The organism is Streptomyces sp. NPDC045021 (assembly GCF_056432645.1).
On the sequence record NZ_JBWKIQ010000005.1, the window covers coordinates 458,914 to 474,137 of the forward strand.

The 15,224-nt window shown below is 68.5% G+C and carries 17 protein-coding genes; 2 read left to right on the forward strand and 15 right to left on the reverse strand.

Translation table 11 applies throughout. The features are described from left to right. Positions 1 to 10: 10 nt before the first annotated feature. The 9 genes from tatA to AC07DC_RS18960 all read right to left on the reverse strand — a co-directional run bounded on the left by tatA (position 11) and on the right by AC07DC_RS18960 (position 7,227). Complete coding sequence (tatA, locus tag AC07DC_RS18920; protein ID WP_478915545.1) at positions 11 to 292, reverse strand: Sec-independent protein translocase subunit TatA; 282 nt, start codon at positions 290 to 292, stop codon at positions 11 to 13. 281 nt (positions 293 to 573) lie between these two features. Continuing rightward, positions 574 to 777 carry a hypothetical protein gene (locus AC07DC_RS18925; protein ID WP_478915546.1) on the reverse strand — a complete coding sequence of 68 codons (204 nt, stop codon included), beginning with the start codon at positions 775 to 777 and terminating at the stop codon, positions 574 to 576. 54 nt (positions 778 to 831) lie between these two features. Next, positions 832 to 1,092, reverse strand: coding sequence for a hypothetical protein (locus AC07DC_RS18930; protein ID WP_164293719.1), 261 nt, complete (start codon positions 1,090 to 1,092; stop codon positions 832 to 834). Positions 1,093 to 1,101: 9 nt separating this feature from the next. Beyond that, a complete protein-coding gene (locus tag AC07DC_RS18935) occupies positions 1,102 to 2,049 on the reverse strand; it encodes a helix-turn-helix transcriptional regulator (protein WP_138354822.1) in 948 nt (315 codons plus the stop codon). A 14-nt stretch (positions 2,050 to 2,063) separates the two neighbouring features. Beyond that, positions 2,064 to 3,005 carry a helix-turn-helix transcriptional regulator gene (locus tag AC07DC_RS18940; RefSeq protein WP_478915548.1) on the reverse strand — a complete coding sequence of 314 codons (942 nt, stop codon included), beginning with the start codon at positions 3,003 to 3,005 and terminating at the stop codon, positions 2,064 to 2,066. Between the two features lie 108 nt (positions 3,006 to 3,113). Next, a complete protein-coding gene (locus AC07DC_RS18945) occupies positions 3,114 to 3,485 on the reverse strand; it encodes an FKBP-type peptidyl-prolyl cis-trans isomerase (protein WP_399648098.1) in 372 nt (123 codons plus the stop codon). 41 nt (positions 3,486 to 3,526) lie between these two features. Next, positions 3,527 to 4,483 carry an FKBP-type peptidyl-prolyl cis-trans isomerase gene (locus tag AC07DC_RS18950; protein WP_478915549.1) on the reverse strand — a complete coding sequence of 319 codons (957 nt, stop codon included), beginning with the start codon at positions 4,481 to 4,483 and terminating at the stop codon, positions 3,527 to 3,529. A 125-nt stretch (positions 4,484 to 4,608) separates the two neighbouring features. Then, entirely contained in the window at positions 4,609 to 5,970 is a 1,362-nt protein-coding gene (pafA, locus tag AC07DC_RS18955; protein WP_138354818.1) for a Pup--protein ligase, read from the reverse strand. A gap of 9 nt (positions 5,971 to 5,979) precedes the next feature. Continuing rightward, entirely contained in the window at positions 5,980 to 7,227 is a 1,248-nt protein-coding gene (locus tag AC07DC_RS18960) for an MFS transporter (protein ID WP_478915550.1), read from the reverse strand. A gap of 103 nt (positions 7,228 to 7,330) precedes the next feature. On the opposite strand from AC07DC_RS18960, the gene AC07DC_RS18965 reads away from it, so the two are divergent. Beyond that, entirely contained in the window at positions 7,331 to 8,350 is a 1,020-nt protein-coding gene (locus tag AC07DC_RS18965) for a LacI family DNA-binding transcriptional regulator (RefSeq protein ID WP_478915551.1), read from the forward strand. Between the two features lie 255 nt (positions 8,351 to 8,605). On the opposite strand, the gene prcA is transcribed toward AC07DC_RS18965, so the two are convergent. The 6 genes from prcA to arc all read right to left on the reverse strand — a co-directional run bounded on the left by prcA (position 8,606) and on the right by arc (position 14,658). Continuing rightward, entirely contained in the window at positions 8,606 to 9,355 is a 750-nt protein-coding gene (gene prcA / locus AC07DC_RS18970) for a proteasome subunit alpha (protein WP_250991664.1), read from the reverse strand. A 58-nt stretch (positions 9,356 to 9,413) separates the two neighbouring features. Beyond that, the gene (prcB, locus tag AC07DC_RS18975) at positions 9,414 to 10,259 is read right to left on the reverse strand and encodes a proteasome subunit beta (RefSeq protein ID WP_478915552.1); all 846 of its coding nucleotides are present in this window, start codon (positions 10,257 to 10,259) and stop codon (positions 9,414 to 9,416) included. Continuing rightward, positions 10,211 to 10,804 carry an endonuclease VII domain-containing protein gene (locus AC07DC_RS18980; RefSeq protein WP_478915553.1) on the reverse strand — a complete coding sequence of 198 codons (594 nt, stop codon included), beginning with the start codon at positions 10,802 to 10,804 and terminating at the stop codon, positions 10,211 to 10,213. The genes prcB and AC07DC_RS18980 overlap by 49 nt, the downstream gene beginning before the upstream one ends. An 8-nt stretch (positions 10,805 to 10,812) precedes the next feature. Continuing rightward, positions 10,813 to 11,031, reverse strand: a complete 219-nt coding sequence (locus AC07DC_RS18985) for a ubiquitin-like protein Pup (RefSeq protein WP_250991661.1) — start codon at positions 11,029 to 11,031, stop codon at positions 10,813 to 10,815. 108 nt (positions 11,032 to 11,139) lie between these two features. Beyond that, the gene (gene dop, locus AC07DC_RS18990; RefSeq protein WP_478915554.1) at positions 11,140 to 12,651 is read right to left on the reverse strand and encodes a depupylase/deamidase Dop; all 1,512 of its coding nucleotides are present in this window, start codon (positions 12,649 to 12,651) and stop codon (positions 11,140 to 11,142) included. A gap of 240 nt (positions 12,652 to 12,891) precedes the next feature. After that, positions 12,892 to 14,658 (reverse strand): proteasome ATPase, encoded by a 1,767-nt coding sequence (arc, locus tag AC07DC_RS18995; RefSeq protein WP_399648112.1) that lies wholly within the window; start codon positions 14,656 to 14,658, stop codon positions 12,892 to 12,894. 252 nt (positions 14,659 to 14,910) lie between these two features. On the opposite strand from arc, the gene AC07DC_RS19000 reads away from it, so the two are divergent. Beyond that, positions 14,911 to 15,210 (forward strand): ferredoxin, encoded by a 300-nt coding sequence (locus AC07DC_RS19000; protein ID WP_399648114.1) that lies wholly within the window; start codon positions 14,911 to 14,913, stop codon positions 15,208 to 15,210. Positions 15,211 to 15,224: the final 14 nt, after the last annotated feature.

Genomic DNA, 15,224 nt, shown 5'->3' on the forward strand with positions numbered 1-15,224 from the left:
CGGGCTGAGGTCAGCCCTGGGTGGTGTGGTTCGGCTCCGTCACCGGGCGGGCGCTGGTCACATCGCCGGGGGCGGCCTGGATCGTCTTCGGCGCGGCGGGCGCGGACTCGGCGGTGTGGGCGTCGGCCACCGGAGCCTCGTCGTCCTTCTTCATCGCCTTGGCCTCGCTCTTGAGGATGCGGGCCGACTTGCCGAGCGACCGGGCCATGTCGGGAAGCTTCTTGGCGCCGAACAGCAAGATGATGACGAGAAGGATGAGGACGATCTCGAGGGGCTTGAGATTGCCGAGCATAAGTGTCTACCTTCTCACCGAGGCGGCGTGGGTCCATGTCTTCGGCGACCCGGACGTGTGTCCGTACCGCCGTACTGGCTGTGATCGTAGCGTGCGGTGGTAAACGACCGGCAACCCGTCGGCAACCACCAGGTGCGGCCCCCGCCGCTCATTCATGGGGCCACGTTACGCAGCGTACCCTCCGGGACCGCCGGGAACGAGGGCCGTTGTGTAACGCCGGAGCCGCTCCGCTCCGCGATCCCCGGGTTCCGCCAGGTCCGCCGGGTCGGAGGGGCCGCGCGTCAGTGCCGGGAGATGTCTCCGGCGCGCTCCGCGAGCGGCTCCGCGGCCCGGCTCAGCCGCTCGGCGGCGCGGGAGAGGTCGTCGGTGCTCCTGGCCACCTGCCCGGCCAGCCGCCGGACCTCGGCGAAGACCCGGACGGCGAGCACGCCGAGCACGAGGATGCCGGCGGTCGAGAGGCCGACGTACAGGTAGAGCCACCACATGGCACCGAGCCTATCGGCTCGGCCGGCGCCCGGATGTCCTCGGGCACCGGGGCGTCAGCAGATGTGCAGGCGCATGGTGCGCACGCCGCCGCCGGTGAGCAGCTCGATGATCCGCTCCCCCGCCGGCTTGCGGACCGCCAGCCCGCACTCCGGGCAGGTGAAGGAGTAGAAGGTGGTCCGGTGGGTGCGGCCGATCGCCAGCCGCAGCTCCTGCGACGCCAGCTCGAAGCGACCGCGGCAGTCCGGGCACGCGGCCTTGAAGAGCACCGCGGACGGCGCCGGGGCCGTCATCGTCGAGGTCGCTGCCCCCGTCATCGTCACTCCCTATTCTCCGTACGCCGCCAGTGCCAGCACGGCCGCTTCGCGCGCCCGGTCCGCGAGGTCGGCCGGCGAGACGATCCGGCCGTCCCGGCCCAGCCGCAGCGCGAGCCGGCGCAGCGACCCCGGGTCGGGGGTGCGCAGGCTGATCCGCAGACCCCCGTCGGGCAGCTCGTCGGCGCTGTCGTACGGGTAGTACTCGGCGACCCAGCGGCCGCCGGGGCCCACCTCGATGACGACCTCCGGGTCGTCGCCCGCCGGCTGCACCAGGCCCAGCGACAGGTCGCGCGGCTCGATCCGCGGCGGGTCGGAGGGCTCGTCGAGCAGCTTGATCTCCGCGACCCGGTCGAGCCGGAAGGTCCTGCGGTCCTCCGACAGCCGGCACCAGCCCTCGAAGTACGTGTGGCCGACCGCGAAGAGCCGGATCGGATCCACCTCGCGCTCGGTGAGCGCGTCCCGGGCCGGCGAGTAGTAGCGGATCCACAGCCGCCGTCGCTCAGCGATGGCCCGGTCCACATCGGCGAAGACGCTGCCCTCGGACTCGAAGGTCACCGACAGCTGGGAGCTGGCGGCCGCCACCTCGCCGGCCGCGGTCTCCAGCTTCGCGGTGGCCCGCAGCAGCGCCTGCCGGTCGCTGTCGCGCAGACCCGGCAGGTTCGCCACCGCCCGCGCCGCCACGAGCAGCGCCGTGGCCTCGTCGGCGGCCAGCCGCAGCGGCTGCGCCACATCGTCGACGTTGTGCCACCAGATCCGCTCGCCGTCGGTGTCGATGTCGAGCAGGTCACCGCCGCGGAAGCTCGTACCGCACAGCGGCAGTACGTTCAGGTCGCCGATCAGCTCGGCCTCGGTGACGCCGAAGGCACGGGCCACATCGGTGACGCGCGCGCCGGGGCGCTCGCGCAGATAGGTCACCAGCGAGAGCATCCGCCGGGTCTGGTCGATCGCGTTCGCCATGTCGTGAAGTCCCGTCAGTCCTTGGCCACGGCACGCAGCCGGTCCACCACATCGGCCCGCAGTTCCGCGGGTTCCAGGACCACCACGTCGGGGCCGAACTCCACCAGCCAGGCGTCGAGTCCGTGCCCGTACGGGATCTCCAGTTCGTCCCATTCGGCGTCCACCGGCTGCGAGGTCACGGCCTTGGCCCGCAGCGGATAGCCCGAGTCGCGGCGCAGCCGGATCCGGGCGGTCGCGGTCGCGCCCTCGCCCGCCCAGCTCGCGACCGCGGCCCGTACGTCCACGTGGTCGGGGACCGGGGCGCTGAAGGCGCCGCCGCGGGAGCGGACCTTGCCGGAGATGCGGGAGAGCCGGAAGACGCGTACGGCGCCGCGGTCGCGGTCCCAGCCGGCCAGGTACCAGTGGCCGCGCCAGCACTCCAGGGCCCACGGCTCGACCTGCCGCGGCTCGGGGCGCACCGCGTTCGCCTTGCGGTAGTCGAAGGAGACGGCCCGGCGCTCGCGCGCCGCGACCATCAGGGACTCGAACGCCGGCTCGGGGGTCGGGATACGCGGTTCCAGCGCGCTGTGGGTGTCCTCGAACGGGACGCCCGCTGCCCGGAGTTTCTGCAGCGCGCCACTGGCGGCCTCGGCGAGCCGGGCCTGCTGCCACACCTTCGCGGCCAGGCTCAGCGCGGCGGCCTCCTCGGCGTCCAGCGCGATCTCGGGGAGCCGGTTGCGGTCGCGGCGGGCCAGATAACCCACATCGCCGTCGACACTCTCCACCGTCTCGATGATGAGCCCGAGTTCCCGCAGATCGTCCTTGTCGCGCTCGAACATCCGGTTGAACGCGTCGTCGGAACCTATCTCGTGATAGGCCTCGATCGACTCGCGCAGTTCCCGCTTGCTGACGGGACGCCGGGTGTTCATCAGGCACAGCGCCAGGTTCATCAGTCGCTCGGCCTTGGCAATCGCCATCGCGCACCCTTCGTCTTCAGCTCTCGATCGACGACCGTACCGCTCCGGGGAGCTGCGGCAAAAGCGAGGGCCCACGCCTGCCGGCGTGGGCCCTCGAATCGCTGCTGCTCAGACCGAGATCAGGTCCACGACGAAGATCAGGGTCTCGCCCGGCTTGATCGCCGGGGTCGGGCTCTGGTTGCCGTACGCGAGGTGCGCGGGAATGGTCAGCTGACGACGGCCGCCGACCTTCATGCCCTGCACGCCCTGGTCCCAGCCCTTGATGACGCGGCCGCCACCGAGCGGGAAGGTGAACGCGGAACCGCGGTTCCAGCTGGCGTCGAACTCCTCACCCGTGCTGAACGAGACGCCCACGTAGTGGACGCTGACGTTCTGCCCCGCCTTGGCCTCCTCGCCCGTGCCTTCCCAGATCTCCTTGATCTCGAGGTCGGCCGGCGGCTCGCCTGCGGGGAAATCGATCTCGGGCTTCTCGATGTTCACTGCGGTGACTCCTTGATACGTTGCGGGCAACCCGGACAGTCTTACAGAAGTCCCAGGATGTCCAGCGAGAAGACCACGGTCGAGTTCGCCGGAACCCCCTGCTGCGCGGTGGCGCCGAAGCCCTCGGACGGGGGCAGCACGAGCAGCAGCCGGCTGCCGACCTTCTTGCCGACCAGGCCGTTCACCAGGCCCTTGATCTGGAGCTGGTTCAGCACCGTGATCGGCGTCGTCTTGCCGGTGGCGTAGCCGTCGTCGAACTTCTTGCCGTCCTTCCACACGTATCCCACGTACTGGATGACGACACCGTCGGTGGGCTTCAGGACGGGTCCTGTGCCCTCGATGATGTAGTTCGAGACCAGCGCCTTCGGCGGGTCCACCTTCGGGATCGTGACGGTCGGTGCCTTGCCGTCGGTGTTGGTACCGACCTTCGGCAGCTTCGCGTCGTCCTGCTTGGCCTCGGTGCCCTTGGCCGTCTTCAGTACCGGCGGCGGCGTGCTGGCCTTGAGGATGTCCACGACGAACACCAGCGTGGAGTTGGCCGGGATGTCACCCTGCGCCTGGGCGCCGTAGCCGAGGGACGGCGGAATCGACAGCATCACGCGGCTGCCGACGTTCTGGCCCACCAGGCCCTGGTCCCAGCCCGGGATGACGCCGCCCGCGCCGAGCGTCACCGGGAACGACTGCTTCCGGTCGAAGCTGTTGTCGAAGGGCTTGTCCGAGACCCAGGTCTGGCCCAGGTAGTTGACCTCGACCTTCTGGCCCTTGGCGGTCTTCGCGCCGGTGCCCTTGCTGACGACCTCGACCTTCAGATCCTTGGGCGGATCCCCCTCGCCCTTGGCGATGGTCGGCTTCTCGCCGACCTTCACCCCGGCCGTGATGGATGGCAGCCCCATCGAGGACTTGAAAGCGGCGGAATCGGAGTCGGAGCCCTTGTCGCCACCGCACCCTGCAGCGAGCAGCAGCGCGGGGACGACGAGCAGAGCGGCAAGTCGGCGCACGTAATCCTCAGATCTCGGTTGGCACTGGCGTTTCGCGCCACTCTAAGGCGTGCGGCAGGCCCCGTACGAAGACGTACGGGGCCTGTGAGTGAGCTGTGACTCTTTCCCGCCGGATCCTGCGCAGGTCACATCCCGGCGATGAGCTTCTCCACCCGGTCGTCGACCGACCGGAACGGGTCTTTGCACAGCACCGTTCGCTGCGCCTGGTCATTGAGCTTCAGATGCACCCAGTCGACCGTGAAATCACGCCGCTGTTCCTGCGCACGGCGGATGAAATCGCCGCGCAGCCTGGCACGTGTGGTCTGCGGGGGAACGGATTTCGCCTCGAAGATCTTCAGATCACTGCAGATCCGCTTGGCCTGGCCCTTCTTCTCCAGCAGGTAGTACAGCCCCCGACGGCGGTGGATGTCGTGATATGCGAGGTCCAGTTGGGCGACGCGCGGGTGGGACATCGTGATGTTGTCCCGATTCCGGTACCGCTCGATCAGCTGGTACTTCATCACCCAATCGATTTCGGTGCCGATGGCCGCGAGGTCACCGCTGCCGATCGATTCCAGGGCGCGGCCCCACAGCTCCAGCACCTGCTCGATCACGCCGTTGCGGATGCCGCGGCGTTCACAGAAGTCAACAGCCTTGGAGTAGTACTCCTCCTGGATCTCCAGGGCGGACGCCTCGCGGCCGGTGGCCAGCCGCACCTTGCGGCGGCCGGTGATGTCATGGCTGACCTCGCGGATCGCCCGGATCGGGTTCTCCAGGGTCAGGTCCCGCATCACGATGCCCGCCTCGATCATGCGCAGGACGAGGTCGGTGGCACCGACCTTCAGCAGCATGGTCGTCTCGGACATGTTGGAGTCGCCGACGATGACATGCAGGCGCCGGTAGCGCTCCGCGTCCGCGTGCGGCTCGTCACGGGTGTTGATGATGGGCCGGGACCGGGTCGTCGCGGAACTGACGCCCTCCCAGATGTGCTCCGCCCGCTGGCTGACGCAGAAGACCGCACCGCGCGGCGTCTGCAGCACCTTGCCCGCGCCGCAGATCATCTGTCGGGTGACCAGGAACGGAATGAGGATGTCGGCGAGGCGGGAGAACTCGCCGTGTCGCGCGACGAGGTAATTCTCGTGACATCCGTAGGAGTTTCCCGCGGAGTCGGTGTTGTTCTTGAACAGATAGACATCGCCGGCGATGCCCTCTTCGTGCAGACGCCGTTCGGCGTCCACCAGAAGGCCTTCGAGGATGCGTTCGCCGGCCTTGTCATGGGTGACCAGCTCGGTCAGATTGTCACACTCCGGAGTGGCGTACTCCGGGTGCGAGCCGACATCGAGGTACAGGCGGGCGCCGTTGCGCAGAAAGACATTGCTGCTCCGGCCCCATGACACGACACGGCGGAAGAGGTACCGCGCCACCTCGTCAGGAGACAGACGCCGCTGCCCCCTGAACGTGCATGTGACGCCGTACTCGTTCTCCAGCCCGAAAATGCGGCGGTCCATGACTGAACATTACGCCTGATGCGTGGTGCTGAAACCGGGTTCGGCGCTACCGATTCGATCTTTTTCCAACTCGGTTTTCAGGTTTGGGAACGTGAGGAATCGGCCGGTCGCGACCAGCACCGCCAGCGCGGTCAACCCGCCGCCCGCCGCGACGGCGAATCCGGCGGCGACCCCGCCGAACTGCGCGGCAGGTCCCGCGGCGGCCGTTCCCAGCGAGGCGCCGACGCCGATCGCGGTCACCAGCCAGGAGAACGCCTCGGTCACCGTGCCGCTCGGCGCGTGCCGGTCCACCACCACGAACGCGCAGGCCAGTACCGGCGCCAGGAACACTCCCGCGAGCCCCGACAGGACCGTCATCGCGACCACCCCGGGGACGAGCATCAAGGGCGCGTAACAGACGGCCAGTCCGACGGTGAGCGCCCGCAGCCGGCGCTCCGGCGTGCCCGGCCACGTCCGGGCGCCGTACGTCACACCGCCGATGAGCGCGCCGAGCCCGAGCGACGACAGCAGATAGCCGTTCACCATGCCGCCGCCGTGCGCGTCCCCGTAGGCGACCGCGGCGACCGCGATCGCGCCGAGCGCGACGCCCACGAAGAACAGGCAGGCGATCAGCGCGCGCAGCCCCGGAGCGCGCAGCGGCCCGAGCCAGTCGGCGGCCCGCGGTTCCGCCCGCCACTGGCGGGACGGCGGCGCCGTGACCACGCCCAGCGCGCCCGCCACGCCGACCGCCGCGATCCAGAGCACGGCGGCGGTCTCGGAGGCGACCGCGACCAGGGCGGTGACGAGGAGCGGGCCGATCGTGAACATCAGCTCCTGGGCGGCGGCGTCCAGCGCGTACGCGGCGTGCAGCCGGTCCTCGTTCTTCAGGACGCCGGGCCACAGCGCGCGCAGCCCGCCCTCCAGCGGCGGGGTGAACAGCCCGGCGACCGCCATCGCGACACAGGCTACCGGGAGCGGGTCGGGGCCGACCAGGGCGAACAGCACCATGCCGGCGGCCGACAGCAGGGCCGCCGGGAGCATCACGCGGGGCTGGCCGTACCGGTCGACGATCCGGCCCAGCAGCGGCTGGCCGACGGCCGTGCCCAGCCCGTAGAGCGCGCCCAGCGAGCCGGCGAGCGAGTAGCTGCCCCCCTCGGAGCGGGTCAGCAGCACGATGCAGAGCGCGGCCGTCGCGTTGGGCAGCCGGCCGATCAACGTGCCGCCGAGCAGCCGCGCGGCATGCCGCGTCCTCAGAAGATCCCCGTACCCCGCCGCCATGCCGGCCCCTCTCCCCCGGACACCGCCGAAGTGTTACGTATAACTAGATGCGTCATACGTACCATGACGGCAGGCCGCGGGTCCATCCGCGGGGACCGGAAGGATGCCCGGAGTGACCGATACCGCACGCCCCACCTCACGGGACGTGGCCCGGGCCGTGGGCGTCTCGCAGGCGACCGTGTCGCTGGTCCTGGGCGGCAAGTCACGCGGGCGGGTCTCGGAGCGCACGGCGGAGGCGGTCCGCGAGGCGGCCCTGACGCTCGGCTACCGGCCGAACCTGGCGGCCCGCAACCTCCGGCTCGGCCGCACCCGGACGGCCCTGCTGGTCGTTCCGGCGCTGACCAACGAGTACTTCGCCCGGGTCTACACCGGCGCCGCCCGCGTCGCGGCTGAGCACGAGTTCGGCGTGGTGCTCTACCCCTCCCCCGACGGCATCGGTCCGGCCCGCGACCCCTTCGGCTCCGCCCGCGCCTCGCTCGACGGCGTCATCGCGTCCTCGATGGCCGCCGGCGCGCTCGACGCCATCGGCGGCGGCGACCTCCCGCTCGTCATGCTCGACAGCGACCCCGGCGCGGGGGTGGCTGCCGCCACCGTCAACTTCGACATCGCCGACGGCATGCGTCAGGTGGCCCGCTGCCTGCTGGGCCTCGGGCACCGCCGGTTCACCCACCTCGCCTCCGCGGTGGACACCTGGACCTTCCACGTACGCGCGGGGGCACTGGCCGACATGCTGGCGGGCGTCGGTGACGTGACGCTGCACACCGAGCGCTCCGCGCACAGCGTCGAGGATGCCCGGCGCGCCGCCGAGCAGGCCCTCACCCGACCCGGCCCCCGGCCCACCGCCCTGGTCTGCGACGACGACATCCTCGCCGCCGGGGCGTGCAAGGCCGCCCGCCGGCTGGGCCTGCGGGTGCCGACCGACGTGTCCGTGACCGGATTCGACGACCTCGCGCTCGCCACCGCCGTCGAACCGGAACTCACCACCGTCCGGCTCCCCGCCGACGAGATCGGCGGCCGCGGCATGTCCGCACTACTGGCCGTCCTGGACGGCCGTCCGGCCGACGGTAGCGACCTGCGGGTAGATCTCATCGTCCGAGGCTCCACAGCCCCACCGGCGACCTGAGTCAGATCGCAGCCTTCGCACGGCGCCGGCAGCGTCTCTGCAACGGCCGAGGAAGCGGCGTGAAAGACGCGCCCGCCTCCTCCCGCAGGCCGGAGCGGACGTGAGGGGGCCGGGGCCGCAGGGGTGGGGTTCGAAATGCTGCCGAGCTATTTGTGGGCCGCCAGGCCCGTAAATAGTCGATTTCGAAGCCCCGCCCCGGAGGGCCCGGCCCCCGTCACCGGAGCACCGGCGTGAGCCACGTAGCGGGCCGCAGGCCTACTCCTCTTCTTCGTCCGAAGGATCGTCCGTCTTTGTGGTTGCCGCGCTGTCCGCCTCCAGGAGGCGGGCCAGCTGACGGCCCAGGATCCGCTTGAACTTGCGCTGCTGCGGTCGCGTCCGGTCCAGCACCGCGACCTCCAACTGCTCGGCGGTGAGCGTGCGTTCCCCGCCGTTGCTGTCCCGGCCGAGGGACTCGGCCGCCAGCTTCAGCGCCTCCGCGAGCGTCATGCCGTCGCGGTGCCGCTGGTCCAGGTAGGTGCCGATCGAGTCCGAGTTGCCGCCGACCGCGACGGCGCCGTGCTCGTCGACGATCGAGCCGTCGTGCGGCAGCCGGTAGATCTGGTCGTCCTCGGCGGCCGCGCCGACCTCCGCAACGATCAGCTCCACCTCGTACGGCTTCTCGCCGACGCTGGAGAAGATGGTGCCCAGCGTCTGGGCGTAGACGTTGGCCAGACCGCGGGCCGTGACGTCCTCACGGTCGTAGGTGTAGCCCCGCAGATCCGCGTAGCGCACGCCACCGATCCGCAGATTCTCGAACTCGTTGTACTTGCCCACCGCCGCGAACGCGATCCGGTCATAGATCTCGCTGACCTTGTGGAGGGCGCGGGACGGGTTCTCAGCGACGAACACGATGCCGTCGGTGTACTGCAGCACGACGACGCTGCGGCCGCGCGCGATGCCCTTGCGGGCGTACTCCGCACGGTCGGCCATGGCCTGCTGGGGTGAGACATAGAACGGCGTCGACACCGGCTATCCGTCCCTTTCTGTCAGTGGCGAGAGTGCTTACTCCGGTCCTGCCGGACCGTCAGAGCAGCTCGGCACGCGGGCCGTCGGGCTGCTCCAGCCGGCGCTCGTGGATGGCACGGACGACATCGGACGACTCGTCCTCGGTGAGCTTGCGGAAGCCCTCTTCGGTGATGACGGTGACGATCGGATAGATGCGCCGCGCCAGGTCGGGACCGCCGGTGGCCGAATCGTCATCGGCGGCGTCGTACAGGGCCTGCACGACCAGCGTGATCGCCTGGTCCTCCGTCAGATCCTTGCGGTACAGCTTCTTCATCGAACCGCGGGCGAAGACCGAGCCCGAACCGGTCGACGCGAAGCCGTGCTCCTCGGAGCGCCCGCCCGTCACGTCGTAGGAGAAGATCCGGCCCTTCTCGCGGTCCACGTCGTATCCGGCGAACAGCGGGACCACGGCCAGCCCCTGGAGCGCCATCCCGAGATTCCCGCGGATCATCGTGGAGAGCCGGTTCGCCTTGCCCTCCAGGGAGAGCACCGCGCCCTCGATCTTCTCGTAGTGCTCCAGCTCCAGCTGGAACAGCCGCACCATCTCGACGGCGAGACCGGCGGTGCCGGCGATGCCCACGGCCGAGTACTCGTCGGCCGGGAAGACCTTCTCGATGTCCCGCTGCGCGATGACGTTGCCCATCGTGGCGCGCCGGTCACCGGCGAGGATCACCCCGCCGGCGAACGTCGCGGCCACGATGGTCGTGCCGTGCGGGATCTCGATGGCGCCCTGCAGCGGTGGCAGGCTCCGGTTGCGCGGCAGCAGATCCGGTGAGTGCTCGCCGAGGAAGTCGATGAACGAGGACGAGCCAGGCGTCAGGAAGGCAGCCGGTAGACGCCCTGTGCTACGAGTGTTGGCTTCCACACGTTTCCTTCCAGGTAAGCGGCAGCCCGGCGCATGGCATCAGGCCGGTCTTTGAACTGCCCCAGCGCTGCGTTGCAGCTGAAGCACAGTACGCCTCGGACCCTACCCGTCTCGTGGCAGTGATCCACATGCTCTGGCAGAGACGACAAACAGATGGGGCAGATTCCTACTTGGGATGTGACGAGCTCGTCCCGTTCTGCTTCCGTCATCCCGTACTTGTTCTTGAGATGCCTGGCGCGCCCTTCTACTGCACGGCACGCCTTGCAGTAGGTCGCCAAGCCGTCGGATGCGCTGCTGTTCCCGGACCACTGCGCAGGCGGTTTGATCTCGGTGCAACGCGGGCATCGCTTGTGTCCCGGTGGAACCGCAACTTTCTGGCGGACGCTGAGACCCTTGGCTTCCTGGCGCTGCCGGTAGTACTCCGCGGAGCACTCCCGACAGTAGGCCTGGAGCCCATCGCGCATCGACGTGTTGCTGGCGAACGCGTCCCGCGGCAACATCCTCTTGCACCGGGAGCATTTCCTTCCTTGGTGCAATTCGGACATGCTTCCGACTACTCTCCGCCCTTCTGAACGAAACTTCGAACGAAATCCTCAGCATTGGCCTCGAGGACGTCATCGATCTCGTCGAGGATGTCGTCGACGTCCTCCGAGAGCTTCTCGTGGCGTTCCTTGAGTTCGTCGGAGGCCTGCGCGTCCTGCGCTACCTCTTCGACTTCCTCTGTGGCGCGTGTCGCCTTCTGCTGTCCGCCGTCGGTGTCCTTCGTAGCCATGACGCTCACCCCGCTCGGTTGCGTTTCCTACTTGATCAGACCCTACAAGCCGGGTCCGACATCGGCCCTGTTTCCGCTCACTTGCTTGATTCCCGGTTCTGGGCCATTTCAGCCGCCGGAAAGGATGCGGACCAAGTCTTCCGCCGTACGACAGCGGTCCAGGAGCTCCTTGACGTGGTTGCGGGTGCCGCGCAGCGGTTCCAGGGTCGGAACCCGCTGCAGGGAGTCTCGGCCCGGCAGATCGAAGATGACCGAGTCCCAGGATGCGGCGGCGACGTCGTCGGCGTACTGCTCCAGGCAGCGGCCGCGGAAATAGGCGCGGGTGTCCTCAGGAGGCTTGGTCTCGGCCCGCACGACCGCGGGCTCGTCCAGGAGCCGTTTCATGCGGCCGCGGGCCACCAGGCGGTTGTAGAGGCCCTTGTCGGGCCGTACGTCGGCGTACTGAAGGTCGACGAGGTGCAGGCGCGCCGCGTCCCATTCGAGGCCGTCACGGCGCCGGTAGCCCTCCAGGACCTCCTTCTTGGCGACCCAGTCCAGCTCGCCCGACAGGCTCATCGGGTCGTTCTCCAGCCGGTTCAGGACGTCCTCCCAGCGGCTGAGGACATCCTTCGTCTGGTCGTCCGCGTCGGCGCCGAAGCGCTCCTCGACGTATTTGCGGGACAGGTCGAAGTACTCCATCTGGAGCTGCACGGCGGTGAGCGTCCGGCCGCTACGGAGTGTGATGAGATGTTGCAGTGTGGAGTCGTGGCTGACCTGGTGCAGGGTGCGCACCGGCTGGTCCACGGCCAGGTCCACCTTGATGAAGCCGTCCTCGATCATCGACAGCACGAGCGCGGTGGTGCCGAGCTTGAGGTAGGTCGAGATCTCGGAGAGGTTGGCGTCCCCGATGATGACGTGCAGGCGCCGGTACTTCTCCGCGTCCGCGTGCGGCTCGTCACGGGTGTTGATGATGGGGCGTTTGAGGGTGGTCTCCAGGCCGACCTCGACCTCGAAGTAGTCGGCGCGCTGGCTCAGCTGGAAGCCGTGGTCGTGGCCGTCCTGGCCGATGCCGACGCGGCCGGCGCCGGTGACGACCTGGCGCGAGACGAAGAACGGCGTCAGATGGCGCACGATGTCCGAGAAGGGGGTCTCCCGCTTCATCAGATAGTTCTCGTGGGTGCCGTAGGACGCGCCCTTGTTGTCGGTGTTGTTCTTGTACAGGTGGATCGGCTGGGCGCCCGGGAGCTGCGCGGCCCGCTCGGCGGCCTCGGCCATGATGCGCTCGCCCGCCTTGTCCCACAGGACGGCGTCGAGCGGGTTGGTGACCTCGGGTGAGGAGTACTCGGGGTGGGCGTGGTCGACGTAGAGCCGTGCGCCGTTGGTGAGGATGACGTTGGCCAGGCCGATGTCCTCGTCGGTGAGCTGGCTCGAGTCCGCCGTGTCACGGGCGAGGTCGAAGCCCCGGGCGTCCCGTAGCGGATTCTCTTCCTCGAAGTCCCAGCGGGCGCGGCGCGCCCGGTGCATCGCCGCCGCGTAGGCGTTGACGATCTGGGACGAGGTGAGCATGGCATTGGCGTTCGGGTGTCCGGGAACGGAGATGCCGTACTCCGTCTCGATACCCATTACTCGCCGTACGGTCATGCGGCCCTCCTTGCCCGGCGCCGCCCCGTGCTGGGGCTGACGCTCAAGTACCGCTGCGCATATGGCCCGAGCGCGACTGCTGTTCCCTGAGCCGCACTGCATGGCGCGGTACGGAAGAGCCTAGAACGCGATTGCGGCGGTGGGGAGATCATTTCACTCATTACTCCGGTCCTGGCCTACCTGTGGACAAACACTCCGGCTGCGGGTACCCGGTCGGGCGCCCGCAGCCGGAGGATTGCTTTACAGGTACTGCCCGGTGTTGGCCACGGTGTCGATCGAGCGGCCGGTGTCCGCGCCCTGTTTTCCGGTGACGAGCGTGCGGATGAACACGATCCGTTCGCCCTTCTTGCCGGAGATGCGGGCCCAGTCGTCCGGGTTGGTGGTGTTGGGCAGGTCCTCGTTCTCCTTGAACTCGTCGACACAGGCGGCGAGCAGGTGGGCGACGCGAAGACCGCGCTGGTTGTGGTCGAGGAAGGCCTTGATCGCCATCTTCTTGGCTCGGTCCACGATGTTCTGGATCATCGCTCCGGAGTTGAAGTCCTTGAAGTACAGGACCTCCTTGTCGCCGTTGGCGTACGTGACCTCCAGGAAGCGGTTCTCCTCCGTTTCGGTGTACATCCGCTCGACGACGGCCTGGATCATGGCCTCGACGGTGCCGGCCTTCGATCCGCCGTGTTCCGACAGGTCCTCGCTGTTGAGCGGGAGTGTGGGAACGAGGTACTTCGAGAAGATGTCCTTGGCCGCCTCGGCGTCCGGCCGCTCGATCTTGATCTTGACGTCCAGACGGCCGGGCCGCAGGATCGCCGGGTCGATCATGTCCTCGCGGTTGGAGGCACCGATGACGATGACGTTCTCCAGCCCTTCCACGCCGTCGATCTCGGCGAGCAGCTGGGGGACGATGGTGTTCTCCACGTCCGAGCTGACACCGGATCCGCGGGTGCGGAAGAGGGATTCCATCTCGTCGAAGAAGACGATGACAGGGGTGCCCTCGCTCGCCTTCTCCCGGGCTCGCTGGAAGACCAGGCGGATCTGACGCTCGGTCTCACCGACGTACTTGTTGAGGAGTTCGGGACCCTTGATGTTCAGGAAGTAGCTCTTCCCCTGCGGCTGTCCCGTGACTTCGGCGACCTTCTTGGCAAGGGAGTTGGCCACTGCCTTGGCGATGAGGGTCTTTCCGCAGCCGGGGGGGCCGTAGAGCAGTACGCCCTTGGGTGGGCGCAGCTCGTACTCCTTGAACAGGTCGGCGTGCAGGTACGGGAGTTCGACCGCGTCCCGGATCTGCTCGATCTGACCGGCGAGGCCGCCGATCTGCTTGTAGTCGATGTCAGGGACCTCTTCGAGTACGAGGTCTTCGACCTCGCTCTTGGGGACCCTCTCGTACACGTAGCCGGAGCGGGGCTCCAGCAGAAGTGCGTCGCCTACGCGGAGAGCGCCGTCCAGGAGTGGCTCGGCGAGCCACACCACCCTCTCCTCGTCGGTGTGTCCGACGACCAGGGCTCGTTCGCCGTCCTCGAGGATCTCCTTGAGGGTGACGATGTCGCCGACGCGCTCGTACTTCATGGCCTCGACCACGTTGAGCGCCTCATTGAGCATGAGTTCCTGACCTCGCCGGAGGTCTTCAAGTTCGACGGAGGGGCTGACGTTCACCCGCAGCTTTCGGCCGCCGGTGAAGATGTCCGCCGTTCCGTCCTCGTTCGCCTGCAGAAAGACGCCGAAACCGGCAGGAGGCTGCGCGAGCCTGTCCACTTCTTCCTTGAGGGCCACGATCTGGTCGCGGGCCTCGCGGAGAGTGTTCGCGAACCGCTCGTTCTGAGCGGACACGCCTGCCAGGTTGGTCTGCAGCTCGACGATCCGCTCTTCGAGAATTCTCGTGTGACGCGGAGAGTCGGCGAGCTTACGTCGCAGGACGGCGATTTCCTGCTCAAGAAAGGCGACCTGGCTCGCGGTGTCTTCTGAACCACGAGCGGGTCGGCCGCCACGGGTGATGTCGTCGTCGTGGGCCGCCACGGTCCTCACCTCCTCCAAGGGGAGCTGGACGTTTCCAGACCCTACCTGGGCCGGTGGGGGTTGAAACCCCTAGATCACAAAGACGGTCGGGGTGTGTCCGATCTTCACCCTTGCGTACGTCCTCACGCCAGGGGGATACCCACGGATCAACATCGGAAAGCGGCCGGTTGTATCGTCGGTTCGGTCAACACCCGTCAGGGACTGTTGCGGTCCGTGTGCGGGCCGATCCATGAACGGCAGGCGAGGTACCCCGTGAGTGACGTGTCCGAGGCCGGCGCGGAAGAGCTGGAAGTCTGGATCGACCAGGACTTGTGCACCGGCGACGGGATCTGTGTGCAGTACGCGCCGGAGGTGTTCGAGCTCGACATCGACGGCCTGGCGTACGTCAAGGGCCACGACGACGAGCTGCGGCAGGCGCCCGGCGCCACGGCACCGGTTCCGCTGACCATGCTGACCGATGTGGTGGATTCGGCCAAGGAGTGCCCCGGCGACTGCATCCATGTGCGCCGCGTCGCCGACCGGGTCGAGGTGTTCGGTCCCGACGCCGGGTGACGGCCCGCGAGCGG

Bases quoted from the DNA above. Each gene is read 5' to 3' on its own strand.
- tatA (WP_478915545.1), bottom strand. From the start codon at position 292: ATGCTCGGCAATCTCAAGCCCCTCGAGATCGTCCTCATCCTTCTCGTC.
- AC07DC_RS18925 (WP_478915546.1), bottom strand. From the start codon at position 777: ATGTGGTGGCTCTACCTGTACGTCGGCCTCTCGACCGCCGGCATCCTC.
- AC07DC_RS18930 (WP_164293719.1), bottom strand. From the start codon at position 1,092: ATGACGGGGGCAGCGACCTCGACGATGACGGCCCCGGCGCCGTCCGCG.
- AC07DC_RS18935 (WP_138354822.1), bottom strand. From the start codon at position 2,049: ATGGCGAACGCGATCGACCAGACCCGGCGGATGCTCTCGCTGGTGACC.
- AC07DC_RS18940 (WP_478915548.1), bottom strand. From the start codon at position 3,005: ATGGCGATTGCCAAGGCCGAGCGACTGATGAACCTGGCGCTGTGCCTG.
- pafA (WP_138354818.1), bottom strand. From the start codon at position 5,970: ATGGACCGCCGCATTTTCGGGCTGGAGAACGAGTACGGCGTCACATGC.
- AC07DC_RS18960 (WP_478915550.1), bottom strand. From the start codon at position 7,227: ATGGCGGCGGGGTACGGGGATCTTCTGAGGACGCGGCATGCCGCGCGG.
- AC07DC_RS18965 (WP_478915551.1), top strand. From the start codon at position 7,331: ATGCCCGGAGTGACCGATACCGCACGCCCCACCTCACGGGACGTGGCC.
- AC07DC_RS18980 (WP_478915553.1), bottom strand. From the start codon at position 10,804: ATGTCCGAATTGCACCAAGGAAGGAAATGCTCCCGGTGCAAGAGGATG.
- AC07DC_RS18985 (WP_250991661.1), bottom strand. From the start codon at position 11,031: ATGGCTACGAAGGACACCGACGGCGGACAGCAGAAGGCGACACGCGCC.
- dop (WP_478915554.1), bottom strand. From the start codon at position 12,651: ATGACCGTACGGCGAGTAATGGGTATCGAGACGGAGTACGGCATCTCC.